At 48.8% G+C, this 21007-nt stretch carries 20 protein-coding genes; 11 read left to right on the top strand and 9 right to left on the bottom strand.

The genetic code is table 11. From position 1 onward, the window contains the following. Nucleotide 1: 1 nt before the first annotated feature. Nucleotides 2-1273, bottom strand: a complete 1272-nt coding sequence (locus EL633_RS09210; RefSeq protein ID WP_126626900.1) for a M16 family metallopeptidase — start codon at nucleotides 1271-1273, stop codon at nucleotides 2-4. 399 nt (nucleotides 1274-1672) lie between these two features. Between EL633_RS09210 and EL633_RS09205 the strand changes: the two genes are divergently transcribed. The 7 genes from EL633_RS09205 (at nucleotide 1673) to EL633_RS09175 (ending at nucleotide 9576) form a co-directional block, all read left to right on the top strand. Continuing rightward, nucleotides 1673-4396 carry a GAF domain-containing sensor histidine kinase gene (locus tag EL633_RS09205; RefSeq protein ID WP_126626899.1) on the top strand — a complete coding sequence of 908 codons (2724 nt, stop codon included), beginning with the start codon at nucleotides 1673-1675 and terminating at the stop codon, nucleotides 4394-4396. A gap of 9 nt (nucleotides 4397-4405) precedes the next feature. Next, nucleotides 4406-4801: a response regulator gene (locus EL633_RS09200; RefSeq protein WP_126626898.1), complete on the top strand. Its 396-nt coding sequence runs from the start codon at nucleotides 4406-4408 to the stop codon at nucleotides 4799-4801. Nucleotides 4802-4935: 134 nt separating this feature from the next. Further along, entirely contained in the window at nucleotides 4936-5334 is a 399-nt protein-coding gene (locus EL633_RS09195) for a hypothetical protein (RefSeq protein WP_126626897.1), read from the top strand. A gap of 114 nt (nucleotides 5335-5448) precedes the next feature. Continuing rightward, nucleotides 5449-6777 carry a metallophosphoesterase family protein gene (locus tag EL633_RS09190; protein WP_126626896.1) on the top strand — a complete coding sequence of 443 codons (1329 nt, stop codon included), beginning with the start codon at nucleotides 5449-5451 and terminating at the stop codon, nucleotides 6775-6777. A 250-nt stretch (nucleotides 6778-7027) separates the two neighbouring features. After that, a complete protein-coding gene (locus EL633_RS09185) occupies nucleotides 7028-7543 on the top strand; it encodes a thioredoxin family protein (RefSeq protein ID WP_126626895.1) in 516 nt (171 codons plus the stop codon). A gap of 299 nt (nucleotides 7544-7842) precedes the next feature. After that, complete coding sequence (locus EL633_RS09180) at nucleotides 7843-8730, top strand: metallophosphoesterase (protein ID WP_126626894.1); 888 nt, start codon at nucleotides 7843-7845, stop codon at nucleotides 8728-8730. A 147-nt stretch (nucleotides 8731-8877) separates the two neighbouring features. Beyond that, complete coding sequence (locus EL633_RS09175; RefSeq protein ID WP_126626893.1) at nucleotides 8878-9576, top strand: bifunctional DNA primase/polymerase; 699 nt, start codon at nucleotides 8878-8880, stop codon at nucleotides 9574-9576. 313 nt (nucleotides 9577-9889) lie between these two features. On the opposite strand, the gene EL633_RS09170 is transcribed toward EL633_RS09175, so the two are convergent. The 3 genes from EL633_RS09170 to EL633_RS09160 all read right to left on the bottom strand — a co-directional run bounded on the left by EL633_RS09170 (nucleotide 9890) and on the right by EL633_RS09160 (nucleotide 11638). Further along, entirely contained in the window at nucleotides 9890-10102 is a 213-nt protein-coding gene (locus EL633_RS09170; RefSeq protein WP_126626892.1) for a DUF2795 domain-containing protein, read from the bottom strand. Nucleotides 10103-10265: 163 nt separating this feature from the next. Continuing rightward, a complete protein-coding gene (locus tag EL633_RS09165; RefSeq protein WP_126626891.1) occupies nucleotides 10266-10766 on the bottom strand; it encodes an anthrone oxygenase family protein in 501 nt (166 codons plus the stop codon). Nucleotides 10767-10804: 38 nt separating this feature from the next. Continuing rightward, complete coding sequence (locus EL633_RS09160) at nucleotides 10805-11638, bottom strand: MerR family transcriptional regulator (RefSeq protein ID WP_126626890.1); 834 nt, start codon at nucleotides 11636-11638, stop codon at nucleotides 10805-10807. A gap of 415 nt (nucleotides 11639-12053) precedes the next feature. On the opposite strand from EL633_RS09160, the gene EL633_RS09155 reads away from it, so the two are divergent. Together EL633_RS09155 and EL633_RS09150 are read left to right on the top strand one after the other, a co-directional pair. After that, nucleotides 12054-13166 (top strand): WD40 repeat domain-containing protein, encoded by a 1113-nt coding sequence (locus EL633_RS09155; RefSeq protein WP_126626889.1) that lies wholly within the window; start codon nucleotides 12054-12056, stop codon nucleotides 13164-13166. A 288-nt stretch (nucleotides 13167-13454) separates the two neighbouring features. Beyond that, complete coding sequence (locus tag EL633_RS09150; protein WP_126626888.1) at nucleotides 13455-14255, top strand: exonuclease domain-containing protein; 801 nt, start codon at nucleotides 13455-13457, stop codon at nucleotides 14253-14255. A gap of 64 nt (nucleotides 14256-14319) precedes the next feature. Here the strand turns inward: EL633_RS09150 and EL633_RS09145 are convergent, their stop codons facing one another. From EL633_RS09145 to EL633_RS09125, 5 genes are all read right to left on the bottom strand, one after another. Further along, complete coding sequence (locus EL633_RS09145) at nucleotides 14320-14922, bottom strand: GNAT family N-acetyltransferase (protein WP_126626887.1); 603 nt, start codon at nucleotides 14920-14922, stop codon at nucleotides 14320-14322. A gap of 149 nt (nucleotides 14923-15071) precedes the next feature. Then, nucleotides 15072-16295 (bottom strand): sensor histidine kinase, encoded by a 1224-nt coding sequence (locus EL633_RS09140; RefSeq protein WP_126626886.1) that lies wholly within the window; start codon nucleotides 16293-16295, stop codon nucleotides 15072-15074. A 165-nt stretch (nucleotides 16296-16460) separates the two neighbouring features. After that, on the bottom strand, nucleotides 16461-17117 hold the full coding sequence (locus tag EL633_RS09135) for a YukJ family protein (protein WP_126626885.1): 657 nt from the start codon (nucleotides 17115-17117) through the stop codon (nucleotides 16461-16463). 153 nt (nucleotides 17118-17270) lie between these two features. Continuing rightward, nucleotides 17271-18815 (bottom strand): WD40/YVTN/BNR-like repeat-containing protein, encoded by a 1545-nt coding sequence (locus EL633_RS09130; protein WP_126626884.1) that lies wholly within the window; start codon nucleotides 18813-18815, stop codon nucleotides 17271-17273. Next, a complete protein-coding gene (locus EL633_RS09125) occupies nucleotides 18815-19366 on the bottom strand; it encodes an RNA polymerase sigma factor (protein WP_126626883.1) in 552 nt (183 codons plus the stop codon). The genes EL633_RS09130 and EL633_RS09125 overlap by 1 nt, the downstream gene beginning before the upstream one ends. 162 nt (nucleotides 19367-19528) lie before the next feature. On the opposite strand from EL633_RS09125, the gene EL633_RS09120 reads away from it, so the two are divergent. Further along, entirely contained in the window at nucleotides 19529-20218 is a 690-nt protein-coding gene (locus tag EL633_RS09120; RefSeq protein WP_161982051.1) for a helix-turn-helix domain-containing protein, read from the top strand. 210 nt (nucleotides 20219-20428) lie between these two features. Next, entirely contained in the window at nucleotides 20429-20809 is a 381-nt protein-coding gene (locus tag EL633_RS09115; RefSeq protein WP_126626881.1) for a VOC family protein, read from the top strand. Nucleotides 20810-21007 lie beyond the last annotated feature (198 nt).

The following is a 21007-nucleotide window of genomic DNA, read 5'->3' as shown; positions in this document are numbered from 1 at the left end:
TTTAGGCGAAGAGCTCTGCTTCACTTAAAGGTCCGAGACTGGTGATAATCTGTTTGTCACGCATCGGAAAGTATTTGAGGGCGCGCATCACATCTTCTGGTGTGATCTTCTCAATACGTTCAATCTCTTCTTCAACACTGACGAGGCGCCCTTCGGTGACCCAGTCGCTGGCCAGGGAACGCATGCGTGAGAAGGTGGATTCGCTGCTGAGCACGATGCCGCTGATCCACTTGTCTTTGGCTCGGCGTAGCTCGTCTTCAAAGACTCCATCAGTGAGCAGGCTATCCAGTTCTTGATTGAGCATCTTGAGGACACGGGGCGCATCTTCCGGTGTGGAGTTCGCTTCCATCAGCATGATGCCGGTCCCCTCCATTGCCCAGAGGCCGGCGCTGGCGGATTCCGCGAGGCCGCGCTGGTAGATATTCCAGTAGAGACGTGAGCCATCGCTATCACCCAGAATGCTGCCACCCAGGACGGCCGCATAGTAGTCTGGATGCTTGATATCTATGGCTGGCATGGCGATGATCATGATCTGCTGCTTCAAGTTTTTGTCGACCATGATATGTTTGGCCGAACTGGCTGGCTCGTAATGGGACACATCACGTCCACTATCACCGGTACGCCAATCTTTGCAGTGCTGCTCGGCTAGCTCAACAATATGATCCCAATCAAAGTTGCCGGCGACGGCCAGGATCAGATTATTGGCGGCATAGCGACGCTTCCAGTAGTCGCGCATCTGCTCGACTTTCAGGTCGCGGATACTCTCACGGGTTCCTAATACATCATGACCCAGGGGATGGTTGGCGAAATAGTCTTGCATCATACGCCGATAGGTCAGATTATAAGGCTGATCTTCTGAACGTGCGATCTCATTGATGATGACTTCTTTCTCCATAGTAAAATCAGTCTCATCCAAACGTGGATACATCATATCGCTGAGTAATTCAAAGGCACGATCAAGATATTCACCCAGGACACGGGCATAGTAGACTGTCGATTCATGTGAGGTATAGGCATTGAGTTCGGCACCAATCTGGTTGAATGCTAGCGTGATCTCTTGCCAATCCAGGGTCTTTGTGCCCTTGAAGACCATGTGTTCCAGGAAGTGAGAGACGCCTGCAATATTGGGATCATACTCGTCGCGTGAGCCTGTACGTACATAGTAGGATACAGCCACCGATTCAAAATCTGGCATTGGCTGGCCTACGATCTGCAGGCCGTTACTGAGCGTGTGGGTTCGAAACACAGTTTCATTTGCTGTGGTTTCTGACATAACTTGCTCCTCCAGTGTGCAAGGCGTTGTCTGCCTGCCTACTGTACTGTAGCAGGCATGTTATTTATCTTTACAGGCGTAGCGTTTAGGTTCCTTAATAATAGCATCATAGCCCCACGGTGGATAGCTTGTCAAATCTCATGATATGATCAAGAATATACTTCGGCGTATGACGAAATAGGGTTAAAAAAGCATCATTCATGGCATGTATTGATGTGCGCTGGTATTATGCATGAACTTTCTAGTCATACAGCCGTTCTGCCTGTCATGTTGAATATGGCTAATGTGTGTGATATGCTACGCTGTAGAAAATTTACTGTAGCATCTGCCCGCGGTTAGCTAGACAACTTTTCCCTGCACTTCTTAAATGAGTGCTTTTGGCTAGAAGAGGAGTTGTGGATGTCTGCCTCTAATTGGGGAGGACCAAATTCGAGTGCCGAAGAGAATTATCCCTTGCCTTTGCTTCGCTTGCTTTTAAAAGAAATGATTGGCCAATTTGGAGCTCAGGGCGCCTGCATGGCGCTCCATGATAAGACGAATGGCCAGATGAAAGTACAGGTGCACATGCGTTTAGCAAGTGTGCAACCTCCTACTGAAGTCGCTTTGCTTGATCTGGACCAGGCTTCTCAGCGGCAAGATACTCCCAATCGACGTAAGACCGTGCAGTTGGATGCAGAAGAGCAAGAAACCCAACATATGGCTTCGGTCAATGCCTCTTTGCGTGCTCGCCCCCAGAATTTACCTGATGATAGGATAATAGATGTCACTGCCGACCAGTGCGGGCTGTTTATGGTCGGTTCGACATATGCTCCTGGCCAGGATTTAATTGGCCGGACGTGGCATAAAAATGAGGTGTATGCGATGCGCCATGAGGATTATATGGCGTTGATTCGTAATAATAAAGCTTCCGTTCCACATATGGATGTGTCTCCTGCGTATTATATGTCTGTCCCTTTGCGGGAATCGACATTGATGGATGAGTTGCAGGGCCATCCACATCCCCCGGCTGTTCTGGGTGTGGTTGTATTGTACTTTATGGCCAGTTCCACGCTTAATCTGCAGCGTTTGCGGGTTGAGGTTCTTCCGTATGCTGAGCGTATGGTGCTACATCTGCGTAATGAGACGTTACGCATTCAGAATGAGAGCTTACGCCTCAAGCAGCGTCGTACCAGTGATTATTTACAGCTTCTCCAGGGTATCAGTTCTGTTTTTCCCACTTCAGTCCAGTTGTCCGATCTGGTGGAACATATCTATCAGTTTGCGGCGCGCGTCGTGGATGTCTCTGGTATGTTGTTGACGCTCTATGATCGTGATCTGGACCGCTTGTATGATGTCTTTGCTCTGCAAGCCGGGCAGCGTGTTGAGGGTCTTGTGGAGAAACCGGTGGTGCGCCTGAAGTCTGAACGCCCGGTCTGGTGGCATGAGGCGCAACATGAAAAACGCGCCCTGCTGTTTTCTCCCGCGCAGGACCGCGAGAAGATGCAGCAATATCAGGAACTCTTGACGGGTAGTTGGGGTGATCAGCGCGAGGCGCTGAGCTTCTTGTTGTTGCCGATGAAGATGTTTAATCGTGTGGTTGGAACTATCTGCCTGACGAGTATGGAGCCCGATGCTTATCCCCCTGAGGAGATTCAGGTGCTGGAGACTATGGCGCAGATTGTGACTGTGAGCATTGAGAATACCAAACTATATGAACGCGATCGGGCGATTCTGAATGATGCTCGTCAACGTGAGGCGCAGTTGGCGGCTATTAATAGCGCGCTACAGTCGATTAGTTCTGTGCTGAATGTGACCGAACTGTTGAATAATCTGGTTGAGTCGGTGGCCCTGATCGCGAAAGTTGATATGTGTGTCTTTTTTGAGCCTTCTGCCGCCAATGAAGAATTGGTGGCGCACGCGCTTTACGCTCCTTCAAGTGTCAAGATGGTGGATGATGGTAGTGGAATGCCTGTGATTATTCCTCCTAATAAGGGAGAACAGGATAAAATCATTAGCATGATACGGCTGCCCTTTAAGGGTACTTTTCTAGAGCATATGGTTGATGAGGGTTTTTTCTACCTTGATGCTCCCAAATTAGAAGAACTGGCGCATGAGAGTAATGAGGGGGGCGTGATTTTCTTGCGGGAGACCGGGGTTGAGAATATGCTGATGGTGCCGGTGTCGTATCAGGCGGTATTTATTGGCTTCCTGGCTGTTCCTACTCCTAATGGGAATCGTTCTTTTCGGCCTAAGGATGTTGGCACGGTGCTGGCGATCTGCGCCCAGGCGACCAGTGCGATTCGTAATGCCCATCTTTTTGAGCAACGTGAAGAGGCATATGCACGCCTGGAGCGGATGGATAAGCTAAAAGATGAGTTTCTGGTCACGGCTTCGCATGAGTTGCGCACACCGCTGACGGCGATCAGTGGCTATGCCAGCCAGTTGAAGCGCCAGAGTGCGCGAGCCACGCCTCAGACTGTGTTGCGCTTTGCGACCAGGATCTCTGTGGCGGCTCAACAATTGAGTGATCTGGTGGCTAATATTACCGAGGCAGCCCAGATTGGACCAGGAGATCGTAAAATGGATCTCCATATGGAGGCGATACAGGTTCTGGCGGCGACTGAGATGGCGCTGAATATGATTAGCCATCATTCTGAACATATGATTTCCCTGGATATTGATCGCGATATCTGGATTAACGGGGATGCGCCACGGGTGCGTCAGGTGCTGACGAATTTGATTGAAAATGCCACCAAGTATTCTCCACCCGGGACCCAGGTTCAGGTTACGACTACGTCGATGCTCCTCTCGGATGTCGAGGCTCTGCTGACTGAAGATCAGGTTGATCCCACGTTATTGATTGATCATGAAGATATTCCTGTGGTCGTGGTGCGTGTTAAGGACCAGGGTGAGGGTATTCTGCCACAGGACCAGCAGAAGATTTTTGAGAAATTTGTGCGTGCTCCTCGCTCGTTGACTACTCCTGTTCGCGGATCTGGCTTGGGTTTGTATATTTGTCGCCGCTTTGTTGAGGCGATGGGGGGCAAACTCTGGCTGGAACAAAGCGTTGCGAATGAGGGCTCGATCTTTAGTTTTTATTTGCCACAGGTAGCTTCCCCTGTCGAGGCTGTGGATTATAGGTAGAAGGAAACGATGCATACAAATAATCCTGCGCATAATCAACCACCGCAAAATATTCTGGTTGTGGATGATGAGGCGGTTATCCGCGATATGATGGTCGATATTCTCGATCTTGAAGGCTATCCTATCCAGGTTGCCCGTAATGGACAGGAGGCGCTTGCTGTGTTGTCTGCTGATCCCCAGGCAGGTTTCTTGATCTTCCTTGATCTGATGATGCCCGTAATGGATGGCTACGAATTTTGTCGCATCCTCAACGCGGATCCTGTTCATCGGCAACGCCATACTATTGTACTCATGTCGGCCCTCGACCAACTGGCTCGGGCTCAATCCTTGCAGATCAACGAAACTATGCCTAAGCCCTTTGTCGTTGATGATATTATGCGCATCATCCAGACCTATATGTCATAAAAAAAAGTACATAAATTACATTGTCATTCAAGGACTTACACGCTATAGTAAGGCCAGGGGATTCCAACTTCTCCACTACAAAAAAAGAATGGCTTGATAAGGCAGACAACCTTATCACCTGAAGGGGCAGCACCGTGGTCGACTTTATTCTTACATTGCATAGATATAATCTGTATCTCGTCCTTTTATCTTCGTTAGTCGCTGGCATCTGGGGACTTATCCTTTATTTTCGCAAGAGCGACAATTTAAAATCCTGGCGTATCGCGCTACTTGTATCCTTTGCCTTTGGCGTTTTGCAGGGTCTATTTGGATTAATCATGGTGGCCCTTGGACTCAAGCCGGGCGGTGGCGTCAATCTTTATTATTTGCATTATGTCTATGGCGGTATCGTTGCCCTTGGCATTCCGCTGGTCTGGCTCAGCTTTACTACCAATGGCAAAGATAAACGTAAAGATCTTTTAATCTATAGTCTGGCCGCCCTGGTTATCGCCATCGTCGCCGTACGCGCCTGGATGACCGGTCCCGCCGCATAACGATCCAGGCCGGGAAGTGCAACAGGGCCGACGAGTCCATGCACTACAAGACGTGTTTCTTCTATCGGCAACAACAGTGTAAACACAATCATTCGTCAGAAATCAGGAATAGATATGCGAGCTTCTTTTATTCATGTGGCTGATACCCACCTGGGATATGAACAGTATGGCGTACGTGAGCGCTTCAATGATTTTAGCCGGGCCTTCTGGGACGTCATCGACGAGGCCATTAATCGCCGCGTTGACTTCCTGGTTATCGCAGGTGACCTTTTTAACAAGCGAGCAATCGATGCTTTGACACTTATTCATGCCATTGAAGGATTAAAGAAGCTACATGATCTAAACATTCCCGTGATTGCTATTGAAGGCAATCATGACCGTAGCTATTATCGGGATGGTGTCTCCTGGTTACAATTTTTATGCTATCAAGGCTATATTAAACTGCTGGCACCAATCATGCAGAATGGAGTGCCTCAACTTACAGCCTGGGATCAAAATACCATGCTGGGAAGTTATATTGACCTGTTGGATGGGCAATTGCGCGTCTATGGGTTACCGTGGCAGGGCGCGGCCACCTCGCGTTCTCTGGAGGGCATGACCCAGGCGCTCAAAGAGGCCCGACCGGAGGAGCAAGGGCAGGGTGTGGCCTACCGCCTGTTAATGATGCATACAGGTGTCGATGGTATCGTTCCACGTGTCCATGGTTTGCCAACAATGGCCCAGTTCCAGGGCCTGTCCGACCAGATCAATTATCTTGCCCTGGGTCATGTTCACAAGCCTTACGAATTCGATGGCTGGATGTATAATCCTGGTTCGACTGAAACTTGTGGCGCTGAAGAAGCGCAATGGGAAGACCGTGGTTATTATTACGTTGAGATCGACACCGATGCGCCTGAACGCATCATCGATCCTGAACGTAAAGAACGTTTTCATCATGCGGTCCGTTTAGTGAGTCGAAGGCGCCCCTTCGTGCGTTATGATTTACGAGTGGATGGTCTGGTGGAACCAGAGGCATTGTATAAACGCCTTGAAGACTATTGCCGCCGTGAGGGGCCCGCTTATCAGGGAGTTCAACCGGTGGTACAGATCCATCTAACAGGTACGCTGGCTTTTGATGCCGGCTCACTGGATCAGCAACGTATGGAAGAATTGGTACGCAGGGCTTTTGAGCCATTGTTTGTACGTATCGATAATGCTACGAATGATCAGGATTACGTGCCTGATGATGGCGATATTGATGGTCGTGATCGTTCAATGTGGCATGAGTTAGAACGGCGTATCTTTGAAGAACTTGTCGGCCTGGATAGTCGCTATCTACCTGCTAAAGAGCAGTGGAGTACAGTTTTGAGCAATCTTAAAGCTTCCGCACTCCGTAAGGATGATGCAGAGCAGATCGCCCAGTTCTTACGCGAAAAGCGTGCGACTTTACTTCCGCCAGTGTAAGTTGCTACTTGTAGTGGTATTCGTTATGTTAGTAGAAGGAATAAACCTGTACAATCCTGTGTTCTCCGTGGTAAAGTGTAGTTAATTATGATTGTCTCGCTTGTTCCTGTTTTCCGCATCTCATGCTTCTTATGACCATTGAATAAGACAGATAAACTGGTTTCAGGTTTTATTAAGGACCAATAGTTCCAGGGATGGTTATCTTTATTCGCCATGAGGACGGAATTGTTCGGCGGGGAGTGTGATTGATATGTCTGATCTGGTTTTAAAATTGTCTGTTGTGGTACTGATTGTCGTCTTTCTTGTGGTCTTTCTTTTTGCTGCTCGCTCTTTTTTGGCCGAGTATCGCAGGCATACGCGCGTTCAGGCTCCTGTTAAGGACCTTCGTTCTCACCCAGGCATTGAAGTATCTGCAGATGAAGATGTAGAACAGCCAGGGCGCACGCCCGTGGTGGTGACGAATGCCAGAGTACGTATCCTCGCGTTTGGCAGTGAGGAAGATCGTCAGTGTCGTGTGTTGCAGGCACCAGTCCTGAGACGTGTGGTTGAGGCGAAAGGTGATGTTGTCTCTGTCGTCAATATTGATGTTCCTAGTTCTCCTGAACTGGCTGAACGCTATCATGTATTGACTGTGCCGACTACGGTCATGCTGGATACACATGGTAAGACATATGCAGTCAATTATGGCTTTACCAATGCCCAAAGCTTGATTAAGCAGGTTGATGAAATCCTGGCTATGGATGGTGTACAGGAAGCCCTTTCCTGATGCTGGTGTCAGCATACGTTTGGATCAGGTTTCCCAGATATATTTACCTTATCTATCCGTAGCTCTACCCGCTTTGTGCCTTGTTTTACTCGCTCTATACTAGATATATGCTCTTTGATCTGTATGTTACGCCAGCTCATAGGACATATTTGTGCCTTCTCCTACCCGCTTGCCCCTCTTTATTACTCCTCATATGTCCGATAAGAATAGGTATCAAATACGTATGTATATATGTAGGATTCCTCTAAGATTGTATATTTCGAATCTGAGATGCATAAGTAGAAAGTTGTGGGTATTTGATGAGGAGGCGGATATTTCTGCGTAATACGCTGGCTACGCTAGCCGCCACGGTGGCTGTTGGTGGGGGAACTGTGATTTATGCTGGCTCTCTAGAGCCGGCATGGTTGGATATTCATTATCAACCTGTTGTGTTACCCCGTCTGCATCCTGTCTTTGATGGTTATCGTGTTGCGCATATCACTGATCTACATACAGATGAGACTTTTATGACTGCGGAGCGCCTGTCTGAAGTGGTGCAGGTTGTAAATGCTCAGGATGCTGATTTGATCCTGATTACCGGCGATTTTGTGACACATTTTCTGGCAAGCTCGGCCACGACGCTGGCCGAGTTGCGCCATCTGCATGCCCGTGATGGTGTATTTGCGGTACTTGGTAACCATGATCACTGGGCTAACCCGGAGCAGATACGGGCCATTCTGTGTGCTAACCATATCCATGAGCTGAATGATGCCTGGCATACCATTGATCGTGGTGGCGGAAATGCGGTCCTGCAACTGGTGGGCATGGATGATCTCTGGTCTGATGAAGGTGTGGGTATGACTGCCTGGACCCATGAGAGCCGTTTTATGCGTTTGCTGAAGGCTGTCCCTGGACGGGGGGCGGCCCTGTTGATGGTTCATGAACCAGACTTTGCCGATGTGACGGCTACGCATGAGCGTATTGATCTACAGTTGTCTGGTCACTCTCATGGCGGACAGGTACGGCTCCCTTTTTTCGGTTCTTTACAGTTGCCTCCATTAGCCCACAGATATCCTGCGGGCATGTATCAAATTGGTCATTTGCAGCATTATACTAATCGAGGAATTGGTATGGTGCCACCGCAGTTTCGTTTGAATTGCCGTCCTGAAGTTGCTGTGTTCGAGCTCAGGGCTCCTGCCAGGCATTAAGCGAATATTGTCGCGGGGCTAAAATTTGCCAGCCATTTGGTGCGCTGATCTATAATAAATGCAAGTATGGGCTCTTTCCTATACGGCTTACTTGTACGGGTGGACTTCGGAGTATCTTCTCTCAGAATTTTGAAAAGGAGAGAATAAATGCGACAGACAGTGCGTCTCATACACCCACAACAACATACCACTTATCCACCGGTATGTCGCTTACAGGATGCTGCATGGAACTACGTGTATAGTGGTTGGCGTATCCTCCCTCTTTATGGCTTGATGGCCTCAGGTTCTTGTATGTGCGGCAAAGTACGATGTGCGCGCCCAGGACAACATATTCGTTATCAAGAAAATGTTCAACTGGCAATCAGTAATCTCACTACTGTTCAACGTTGGTGGGAGGAGGATGAACACGATAATATTGGGATTGTGACCGGGGATGGATTGCTAGTCATTGAGATTGATCCTTTACGTGGTGGCTCTCTTGAGCATTTTAGACAGCTTTATGCGGTTCCTGAGACCGCTATGGCTCGAACAGAACATGGTCGCTGGCATCTTTACTTCACCTATACCAGGACGCTAACTCTCTGTACCACACATGATAAACTGGGACCAGGTATTGGCACCTATGGCGAAGGTAGCTATGTAGTAGCCCCTCCCAGTATCCTACCAGGTGGTATGACCCGCTGGCATGATAATACCCCTCCTGTGCGCTTACCAGCCGTCCTGTTGCCTTTTCTCCTTAGTTCCCAATTAAAGAGCCCTTCCTGGTCCCTCCAGGAACAGCATACCTCGTCTGCTATTCGCACCCTCCTTACCAACCCTCACCTCTGGCAAGCCGAAAGTAGCTAACGCCAGGTGCAAGTTTTCACATACCCACTCTTTGGAGGAGGAAAATGGCGAGGTGTGAGGGATAAAACCTGCACCTGGCGTTAGCTAAAGAAATAAGTCTATTGTTGTAAATTTTGCGCTAAGCGCAAAATTTACAACAATAGACTAAAAAAAGGAGGAGCGAAAGGGGTTTTTCGCTCCTCCTACGACGGAAGGTTAAGTAGCCTGAACATGGAAGGTGTTGAGTGTTGCCGGGCTACACTACTCTTTATCGGACCCACCGTCACAAAACTTTAGCTTTTTTTGCTGCCATTTTCAGTAGCAGTAGCAAAAACTAGAGCTTGAATCCACCCAGATTGCCAATGCCGCTCACGGAATTTTTGATATCGTCAGCGGAATTAAATGTTTTGTCGGGCAACTTTTCCAACATGCTAATCATCTGATCATTGACGCCACGCTGACGAGCCATGTCAATCAGATTCTGCTTACTAATGGGATAGGGAAGGGCATTAAGGATCTGGTCTATCTGTCCTGGATTGATATTCATCGTGCTTGCCTTCTTTCTACGTTGTATGTATTTACACACATCGTTTACAGTTTTTTGTCATCCATGACCTAAAAAATCCTATCACCATGAGTATACAGATCGGATCCAAAGTTAGTTTCAAACTAAAATTCTATAGAAATCTCCTTTATATATGTATATGGGATTATTCAGCGACATCTCTGGATAGGCATGCGATAAAGATCAGAGCGGTTGCGGTGGTTGCGGCCAGCGTACGCATATCGTGGAAGCGCATCCAGGCTGAGCCCGGCCCCTGGAAGTCGTTTCGAATCTGCTCGGCTTCTGACTCAGAGAGCTGGTTCACCTCAAATTTTGCCAGTTTATCGTTCAATGGAACGTTTTTCGTAGCTGTTACGCCAATGACTCCAACGATATAGATAATGCTGGCCGCCAGTAGCAAGCCAAATTGGGATTTACCACGCTGGAGAAATGTAGCCAGCGGCAACAGGATGGCTGGTCCCATAAAGCTCAGTAAGAAGAGCGGATTGAGAATTTTAACATTGATAGATTGCATAATTGTGATATGCTGTGTCGCCTTCAGGCTACGCAATGCCGGCACGACGGCGATACTGAAGGCATAGAATAGCCCGGCAATCAAACTGGTACATATGCCTCCAGCCACGAGGACGATATTGTCTGGTTTCATTGTCTTTCATGTTCCTTTCAGCTTGTGAAGTTCCTATCTCAGGTGTGGGTAATTGGTTCAACAGGAAACTGGATTTCAGTGATCAGGTCACTGCCATCGGCCGCCTGTGGAGCTTGCAGCGTGATCTCGCGGGGGATACCCGCAAAGCGATAGTTATTGGCTTCAGTCCATGTGCCGATTTCGGTGTAGCCAGCATGTATGTTCTCCAGCGAACCTTTCACGACAAATGTCGCCATAGCTGGCACCGCAGGTAGTTCGTGGAAATTGAGTTGTAGCTCGTCTGTTATGGGTACAGGTGCATGGGATTTTGCCTCAATCAGGTAGCCCATTTCCAGATCTATATCGCGTTCGACGATACCGTCACTATGGCAGATGCAGAAACGCAGACCATAAATGTTTTTCTCTGGTAGGGCTGTTACTATTTGATTGAAGATATCCAGGCCCGCTTCAAAGGACTCAATGATGGTTCGCACACTTAACACCGCTTGCGCGGGCATCTGTTTGAGGACCACGTTCAGGGGCTTGTTCGCTTCCGTGTTGCGAATGGCCTGTAGCCTGGATTCGATGTTGCGAATACGTTGGAGTTCTCCCTGTAATTGCTGCTCGATTTCAGCTTTCTTCAGGAGTAACATGCCTTGTATCGCTTCTGTCGATACATTATCTCTCAGTATTCTTTGAATCTGATCAAGGGAGAGGCCCAGGTCCTTCAGTGCCAGAATACGATTCAGGTATGACATCTGTTCTGCACTATAATAGCGGTATCCTGTGAAGCGATCGGTATGGTTGGGCTTTAATAAACCGATCTCGTCATAGTAACGCAGTAAACGCTTAGAAACCTGTGCCAGTCGTGAAAATTCGCCTACTGTGAACATAATTGTCACCTTCCTTTCCAGTGCTAGTTCTATTGTAAACGTTCACGTAACGTGAAGCTCAAGCCTTTTTAAAGCACAAAAATTACTGTAAGGAGGAAGAGCAGGCAAGGTGGTCGCGACCGCCTTGCCTGCTCTTCCTCCTTACAAAACTAGCGAGCGCCATAAGCGTGAGGCGGGAGGCATAAAGCCTGTACATGGTGCTAAATATATTCCATACAGCGTCATCTATGCTATTCTGGCTCAATTAAAAATATATGTCCATTTTTGTTAACTATTTCACAGTTTATTTTAGCGATAAACTATACAATTCTATTGTGATTAAGATCACAATCGATATTCAATAAACACCTATCCTCGACTTGTTTAGAAATACCGTTGTTATTCTTGAAAAATACTATATGTAAAGGATTACAAAATGTTAAATTCGGAAAAAGCGGTCAATAGGATGTCTCGTCGAGCCGCCATGCTGACGATAGCCGGAGTAGCAGGAACGGCAGGACTTTTACTGTTTGGGTATGATAAGAATTCAGCAAGTGCCAGTGGTGGCCCACCTCCAACTCCGATTGTGCCGACACCAACCCCTAATCTTACACTCCTTACATATCGGGGCCATACTTCAGGTATTGTTTCGGTCGTCTGGTCTCCTGGTAGTCAACGGGTGGCGTCCAGTGATCAGAATGGCTCTATTCAGGTCTGGAATGCCAGCACCGGCAAGCTAAATTTTGTCTGTGCCAATGCGCCGGCTGGTCCAACGCGCCTGGCCTGGTCTGCCAATGGTAAATATATTGCAGGTGCCAATGGATCCAATGTGTACATCTGGAATGGTAACACTGGTGCCCTCTTGAAGCACTTTAAGGTACAGTCAACCGGTGTAACCTCCCTGGCCTTTTCTCCAGGTGGCCAGCGTATCGCTACCGGTTCGTATGATCGAACGGTGCAGATCTGGCAGGTTACGACCGGGGCTCACCTGTTAACCTATAACGGACATAATGTGGCAGGTGGCGCACCGGTCGTCTCGCTCTCCTGGTCGCCGAATGGCACCCAAATCGTATCCAGTTCCAGTTTGCTCGGTGGATCTGGTGAAAGCAGCACCAGTGTCAAAGTCTGGAATACGACTACGGGTAAAGATGTCTTCGTCTATGATGCCAGCCATCCTTCTAATGCGGTAGCCTGGTCTCCATCCGGTAGCTTGATTGCTTCAGAGAAATATGTCAATGGTAGTGAGACGATCCAGCTCTGGTCGCCAAAAAATAGTAGTGGCTATGGCTTGATTATCTCAGATCCTCTCTCTGTCCAGAAAATTGCCTGGGCGCCGAGTAGCCAGTACGTTGCCTTTGTCCTCAGTAGCTACCAGGGTGTGGACCCACGCTCCCGTGTGGAAATCCTCTCGGCTGCGGGTAAATCCTTTATGCTGGACTATACTGGTCACCAGCCAAATGTACGCGACGTGGCCTGGTCGCCTGATGGTTCACGTCTGGCCTCTGGTGCTGATGACAAGACCGTGCAGATCTGGCAGGCGCCCACCTGATTACTGTTATGCACTGAGATTGTGATTTCTCTGCGTGTAGCTTTGTCGATGGGGGATTTCTTCTCCCATCGATATTCATTGCGATCCTATGTTTCTGGCTCAAACCTCTTCAGGCCTGTTCATATTATTTAAACTGAGCCTCAACATGCCGTCTGCTTTAAGGCCTGCTTCAACGTGAACGTCAAGTGAGAGAGAATGTAATCAAGAATTGCTGTTTATGGATTATCGTGGTCTTGCAAATCTCACTGTAGTGTGTGAAGCAGATTTCTCACGTGAGGTGAAAGGCAGATGACTATCTCTTCCGTTGTCCAGTCTTTGTCGGAACTGTTAAAGCAGGAGCAGGCTCCAGGAGTTGTTCAGGGTCTTGATGAGATCCAGGCTCATCAGCAACGTCGTCGTATGATCAATGGCCAGTTTCAGCAACTGGAGGAGGAGGTGCGGCGATTACGCACCCAGATCCGTAATCTGCCGGCGTTACCGCCGCTGAAGATTGTCCAGTGGGCACAATCGGTACGGGCCATGCCCAATGTGGTGTTTTTAGAGGTTGATACAACGGGATTGCACGAGCAGGCTGAAATTATTCGCCTGGTGGTATTGAATATTCAAGGCCAGGTTCTGCTCGATTGCCTGGTCAAGCCATCCCAACCATTGTCCCAGACCATTACCATGTTTTCTGGCCTGACCAATGATGATATGAAAGGCTCGAAGACCAGCATTGTTGATGCTCTGACCCGGCTAAGGCAAGTCGTAAAAGGTGCGTATGTCCTCTCTTATAACATGGACTTTGATCTTGGCAAGCTCAAGGAGGCGTCACACCGCCATCATTTGAGCGAGATCACCATCATCGGCGAAGATTTGATGACCCAGGCCATGGGTTACTTTCATCAGACCGCTTACCCAAAACTCGAAGTGCTCTGCAAGCAAATAGGACAACCCCTGCCACTACAACCATGTCAGACTGCCCTGGATCGCGCCAAAGGTCAGATTGCCCTATTAAATGCGATCGCCGATGCCGTTCCTGTTCAAATCGACCACACGATATCTCGCAAGGAGTCATTTGATGAAGTGATGGATGATTATCCTGTTTAGTTGCGGCACAACATAAAGACCAGGAGCGCCCGCAGGCGTCTGCCTGGTCTTTTGCCTCCTCTCCTTAAGAGAGGTCAGGTGCGATTTCGATGCAATAAAGGGCCAGCCTCACGTTTGATCGCTTGAAATCCTCGCTGACCAACTTGCCGTCCACGTCCTTCACACGCACTCCGAGAGGATCCTCGACTATCCGTGATAGCGTGCCCCCATTCTTTTGGATCACACGCACTGAAGCAGGATTTTCATCCTCAACGGTCAGTGTGACGAAGGGAAGATGTAGTTTTCTGGCCTCTTCCAGTAATAGTGCGAGCTGTCGAGTCGCATACCCCTGCCCTCGCTGTGATGGACGAATATTATAGGCGATATGCCCAGAAAATTTTTCATAAGGTGGCGTCAGGTTCGATCGGAAGCGTATCTCGCCCATCACCATCTGCCTATCTTTGACTAAGAAGTAGGTCTGCTGTGCTGGAAAACCCTCTGGAAGCCCAATACCCTGAGCCTCCTCCTCCAATTCCCGCACAAACGCAGCAAAGTCCTCACGTGCAAGATCAATATTGTTGTAGCCGTATCCTTCACCTGCTTCAACATGCTCAGCAACCATCGCAAGATATTGAGGGCCATATGCAATGGAAGGTTTTATGAGTTCAAGTGTCTCTAGTGCATCCAAGCGTATTTGCCTCCTTATATATCTGTCTATTATTAGAAAAGTTCACATCATAATAACGGTTATATAAGAGCAAATTTCGCCGCCTGTATAAGTGAGCAACTTATCATCGGAAAGGAACTCTTCCCCTTCCAATGATAAGGGCCACTGGCTTACATCCCTTTTTCCTGATCGGATTGGATGGGCAGGCTTACAAAAAAAGTTGTCCCTGTTCCTTCTGCTGATTCTACCCACATATGTCCACCATGGCGTTCAACGATCTCTTTACTGATGGCAAGGCCCAGACCCCAGCCCCGTGTTGTGGAGGATCGAGCCCCGGGTGTGCGGTAAAAAGGTTCAAAGATCTCTGCTTGTTGTTCTTGAGGGATGCCAGGTCCGAGGTTATGCACCTGGAGGAGCAAATTGGCTTGTTCCTGGCGCGCGTTCACCTGGATCTCCGTTCCTTCTGGTGAATATTTGATGGCATTGGTGATTAGATTGGCCATTACTTGAGCGATGCGCTCACCATCCATATACAGGGTTAGAGGAGATGTTGGTAGGTTTAGCTTGATGTGTCGACCGGTCAGTGCGGCCTGGTCTTCCACTACATTATGACAAAGCTGGCCAATATCACAGGAGGATCTTCGCAATGGTATAGATCCAGAATGGAGACTACTGAGGTCAAGGAGATCGTCAAGTAATGCGTGGAGGCGGCGGGTCTGCTTCTCTACTTTGTCTAATTGAGTTGGCAGAGCCGCTAAACTATCTGGCAACTCCTTTTGCTTGGAGAGCTGACGTGAGGCAACCTGTACCTGGCCGCGTATAGTGGTAATGGGCGTCTTCAGCTCATGTGATGCCTGTGCGATAAAGCGATCCTTGAGTTGATCTAACTGTGCCAGCTTGGCATTACTTTCTGCCAGCGCCTGATTACTCGCCGCTAATTCTTCAACGCGCGTGCGCGCATCCTGTTCTGCTACCTGGAGATGTTGGCGCATACGCTCGCGTAGCACAATTAAAGAGACAACAACCAGTTGTGCCAGCAGAAAGGGGATAAACGAGAGCTCATCTCTCCAATTAAACACTGTCAATGAGTTAGTGGGGGGAATAATAAAATATTGTAAGGCAAAGATACCCAGTAGCACGGAGAACAAGGCTGGTCCCAAACCCCAAAACAGGCCAATAAACGCTGTCACGATGAAAAACTGGGCCCCGATAAAATAGTTTTTTATCCCCAGGCTTGCTTCAAGAAACGGGATAAACATAGCCACTCCAACCAGAAGCGGGGCCAGCAGATAACCAAATATAGGAAGATGCCACCAGAGCTGAGAGAGACGCGCGTGCTGGCCCCTCTGTCTCTCTGGCTCATCTGGCCCCCGAATATGTGCGTTGTTTTGCATCAGCGCATGACCTCGAAAAAGAAAGCATTTGGGATGACAACTCTTGGATGAAGAAGCTTAAACCTGGATTCTCCTATCCAAAATCTTCCACTTTCCATTGTAACTCAGTCTCTGTGCCAATGCAAAAAGAACTTTAATGTTGCTGGTTAAAGGATGAGCGAGCGTTTAGAGCGCGTGGCCGGTGGTGTCATCGGTCTGGGATGCCTGTGATTGGAATTTTAAGAATACTGCCATCCATTGATTTTTCGTGGGAAGATAGATGAGCAGCGCGCCATCCTGCCAGACGCCATCCTCCTGCTCATGCTCGGGATCGTTGCCCTGGTTCATATGAATGTTATGCATACCATTGCCCGGTGTGAAGTCAAAGTATTGGTCTGGTATGTTCTCCTCGGGTCCCCAGCGCTCTCCAAATGCGCAGATAAAGGCGTTGGGGTCGGCAATGGCTTCCTGCACCTGTGTATCCAGGATGTCGTTGAGTTGTGTTTCAGAGCCAACTTCTGTAAAGCGTAGCGGCTGCATATGGGCAGGATCGACGATATCGCTGCGCAGAAAATCTATTGCCAGTCCGTTCGGCTGGCTGGGAACATGCGTGAAGCCGCTGGCTAACTGGAGGAGTGTGGCCGTGGTTGGATAGGTGAAGTTGTTAATAACCTGGTAGAGCAGGTTATAAGGTCGGACCTGGGAGAGCACATTGATTGCTACCCGATAATCAGTGCTATTTTGCTGGTCTACCACATGGATCTGGTAGTGTGGCGAGTGCGGCGTGCCACTCTTGCCTTCCACAGGATGCCCCTTCAGGACGCCGTAATCTTTTAATGGCATGTTTTTTCCCCTTTTTTATCTTGCAGACTATTATATAGTAGGTGATATGTAAAAATATCATCTACTATATAATACGCTTGATCATAGTGTTTTGGGAGTGATAAACATAATTACCATAGGCTCTCCGTCATGGGCGACACATGTCCATCCTTTTTATCCTCCCTGTATCGGTACGGGTGGCGTTGTGACGTTCTGCATAACCTGGTACCAGGTCTTTCCGGCGTCGCTGCTTGTATACAGGGTACTGATAATCTGCTTTCCAGTTGGCTGTCTGGCATAGATCCAGACAAGTTGGGCATTGACAGCAGAAAAGGCCTCTACCCCGGCTATATTTGAGCTATGTTGCTGTTGCCATTGATTGTTGATGAGTGTATAGGGCGTGATTGTTTTCGTTTTCATATCCATCAACAGAAGATGTGTTGTATCAATGATAAGAGGATAGCTTTGTGCCTGGCTTGTTATTTCTATATTTGATCCTGATTGCACCCAGCTCTGTCCTCCATCGCTGGTGGTATACAGATAGATCTTACGCGAGCTTTGCGTACTTGCCTGAGATGTAATGCTCAATACCCCTTGTTGCGGGGCGAAAAATCGTGGGGAACTCATGATGGCAAAGCCACCATCCAGCATCTCTTCTTGCCCAATGCCAGGAATGGGGCCAGAAGCTGGTTGAGGTAGTGTTTGTAGCTCCCATGTTGTCCCACCATCCTGTGTCTGGTAGAGGAATGTGTGCGTAGGGCCAGTAACAGAGCTAAGGATAGCCCAACCATGGTGAGAGGTCACAAAAATCAGGCGAAGACTATCGTAGAGTGGTAGCGGGCCAGGTGTCGGATCCCCGATGGTACGCGTGGTGCTCATGATGCTAAAGCTGTTCCAGGTTACGCCACCGTCAACGGTTCTATACAGTGTACGCGATCCTTGTATGTGTGGGGCCGGAGTAAGGTCCCAGGCCCAACCATGCTGCCGATCAAGAAAGGTAATATTTACTGTCGATGGTGGCAATTGGAAAGGTTGCCAGTGCTGGCCGCCATCAGTTGTGCGCATTGCATTCACATTGGTATGAGGGTCCATACCTGCACCCAGGATAACCCAGGCGCTCTGATCGTCTAAGAAAAAGCTGCCCATCAGGCCCGCCGCTTGACCATGGAAATCAAAGGTATGCCAGCTTTTTCCACCATCAGTTGTGTGTGCGACCGTGCTGAGCTGTTTGTTCGTTATTACCCTTGCCCATCCTGCCATGGCGCTCGTCATTTTGATTTCGACGATTACGTCGAATTGAGGAGGTTGTTGTGGAACGGCCGTTGGTGTCGCATGAGGTTTAATAGGCTGTCCCGTTGGGGAAGGAAATTGCTTCAAGGCATACCACAGACCACCGAGTATGGCTGTACATAATACAGCTACCAATGCTACTCGATACCACATAAACGCTGTTTTCCTTCGTGGCCTGATGGGTTGAGCCATCGGTGGCTGCTGAAATTGCCCCGCTGGCGGGCGCTCCAACTCTTCGTCCAGCACCTCCTGCGTCCCTTCCGCATATACCGCGGTTGTAATCTGTTTTGTGCGTTGTTCAAGCAAACGTGTTCGAATACGCAGCAAGGATTGTTGATCGGCCTGCGAGCGAGGGTAACTTTGCTGTAATTGCTGCGTCTGAGCTGGATACTCCAGTTCATCTTGAATAAGATCTTCCGGACTGAACATTAGTAGCCCCCTTTCTGTTCCTGTCTGAAATAGTTGTCACGCAGGAGCTTTCGGATACGAAAGAGTTGCTGGCGCACCATGACTTCACTCTTGTTCAGCAAGGCGCCGATCTCTGCGGCGCTCAGGTTATGGGAATAGCGAAGATATAAGAGTTGCTGTTGCAGTGGAGGTAGTTGCTGAATGAGTTGATGTAGTTGCTGATCACTTTCTCGTTGGAGCACAATTTTTTCAGGTTCTTCATGGTCATAGAGCGTCTCAGCAAATATATCGATGTTCACACTGCGACGATAGCGCATCTTTCGATAGGTATCGATCAATTTATTATGGGTGACCTTTTTCAGCCAGGCCAATTGTTTCTCGGGCGGGAGCTGGCTGAGCGCCTTTTGCTCCAGGGCAGCGGCAAAGACCTCTACCGTCAGATCCTCGGCATCCTCACGTGAATGGAGATGTTTAAGGATAGATGCAAAGATAATAGGCCCATAGCGATCAAACAAGGCGGCATCGTCCGAGGGATATTCCTGACTCTCCTGTTGAGGAGAACTCTGTTGCATATCTGTACTGTTCCTCTCTTGAGATTTTCATCCCTAATATCGTACAGTAAGCAGAAACGTGACATAAACACAATAGTAATGTTTGAGTCATGTGGTCTGGCAATTGCCACTGGACCACATATATAGCCTGAGTGTCCAGCCAGAGACATGAGGAGCAAAAGTATGAGCATTATTGCTGAGGAAAGAATGTCGGACTCGCCTTACATCGAAACCATTACGCATGGTCGAACTGTGAGCGATGGTTCTCCTATGCGTCCCGCTGAGATCCATTGGCACATGGTCCTGGTAAGACACCATGGCAATGTCCAACTCCTGGTGGTTGGACCGTGGACCAGCGCTGGGGTGATCTCTTATCCAGAAGGCGCTGAGATTCTGTGGATCAGGTTGAAACTTGGCACCTTTATGCCCCATTTGCCCACAAGGAACTTCCTGGATGTGGAGACGATTCTGCCTGCAGCGGCGAGCCAATCATTCTGGCTGCATGGGTCAGCGTGGCAATTTCCTGACCATGAAAATGCGGATACGTTTGTAGACCGGCTTGTGCGTAATGATGTGTTGGTATGTGATCCAGTTGTGAATGCTGTGTTACAAGGCGATCCGCAAGAGATGTCATCCCGTACGGTGCGGCATCGTTTCTTGCAAGCGACTGGCTTGAGTGCCAGCCACATTCGGCAAATAAAACGTGCCCAGCATGCACAGGCCCTCTTACAGCAAGGAGTTTCGATCCTCGACACCGTTGATGAGGCTGGCTATTTTGATCAACCGCATCTGACTAGATCGCTTAAGCAATTTATCGGGCATACACCTACTCAAATCATCCGCTTGAGTCAGCCCTCGTTATTTGCCATTTGATGCAAGACGCCTCCTTGTGCTTGAGGTAGTATAGAGATGTTCTCATGATAATCCTGATAACCCACATCAAAGGGGGGGATGTATATGGGAAAAGGCTCTACAGGTTTCTCGATGTTGCTGGAGGGGGTTGAGGCTTTCAGGCGGAGTCAATCATCGTCTTTTTTTATTATGAATATGCCATTAGATGAGCACAAAGGAGCAAGAATACAGATGGATATGAAACTTGAACTGGTGCCGGTTCCGGTCTCTGATGTTGACCGTGCTAAGGTATTTTATGTTGAAAAGGTTGGATTTCACGCCGACCATGATGTCCAGCCTGGAAACGGCATGAGAGTGGTCCAACTCACACCACCTGGATCCGCCTGTTCGATTGTCATTGGGACCGGCATGGGAGACATTTCTGCCATGCATCCTGGGACGGTCAAGGGTCTGCATCTGGTTGTAGCGGACATCCACAAGGCCCGCGAAGCGCTCGCGGGCCGGGGTGTTGAAGTGAGTGGGGTTGACGATATGGGGGGCATAAAGTATGCCCATTTTAGTGACCCTGATGGCAATACGTGGTCATTACAGGAAATATCAGCGCATCAGTAACAAAGGTTTTCTGGTTGCCGAAACCAGACAGGCCCCCAACGTGTAAAAGCAAACATTCTCAAGGTGGAATGTCTCTGATCGGCTATACAAACAATTTCTGCTGGCCTCATCATGAGTTGATTAAATCGACATATGCAGGTATACCATGTGTGCCTGCTATGGCCAGCAGATTGACCAACTGTATCTGGAGCATGTCTG

It is taken from the genome of Dictyobacter alpinus, from assembly GCF_003967575.1.
Classification (GTDB): domain Bacteria; phylum Chloroflexota; class Ktedonobacteria; order Ktedonobacterales; family Ktedonobacteraceae; genus Dictyobacter; species Dictyobacter alpinus.
Note: the sequence above shows the minus strand (reverse complement) of the source record. Positions and strands in the feature narration are given on the sequence as shown.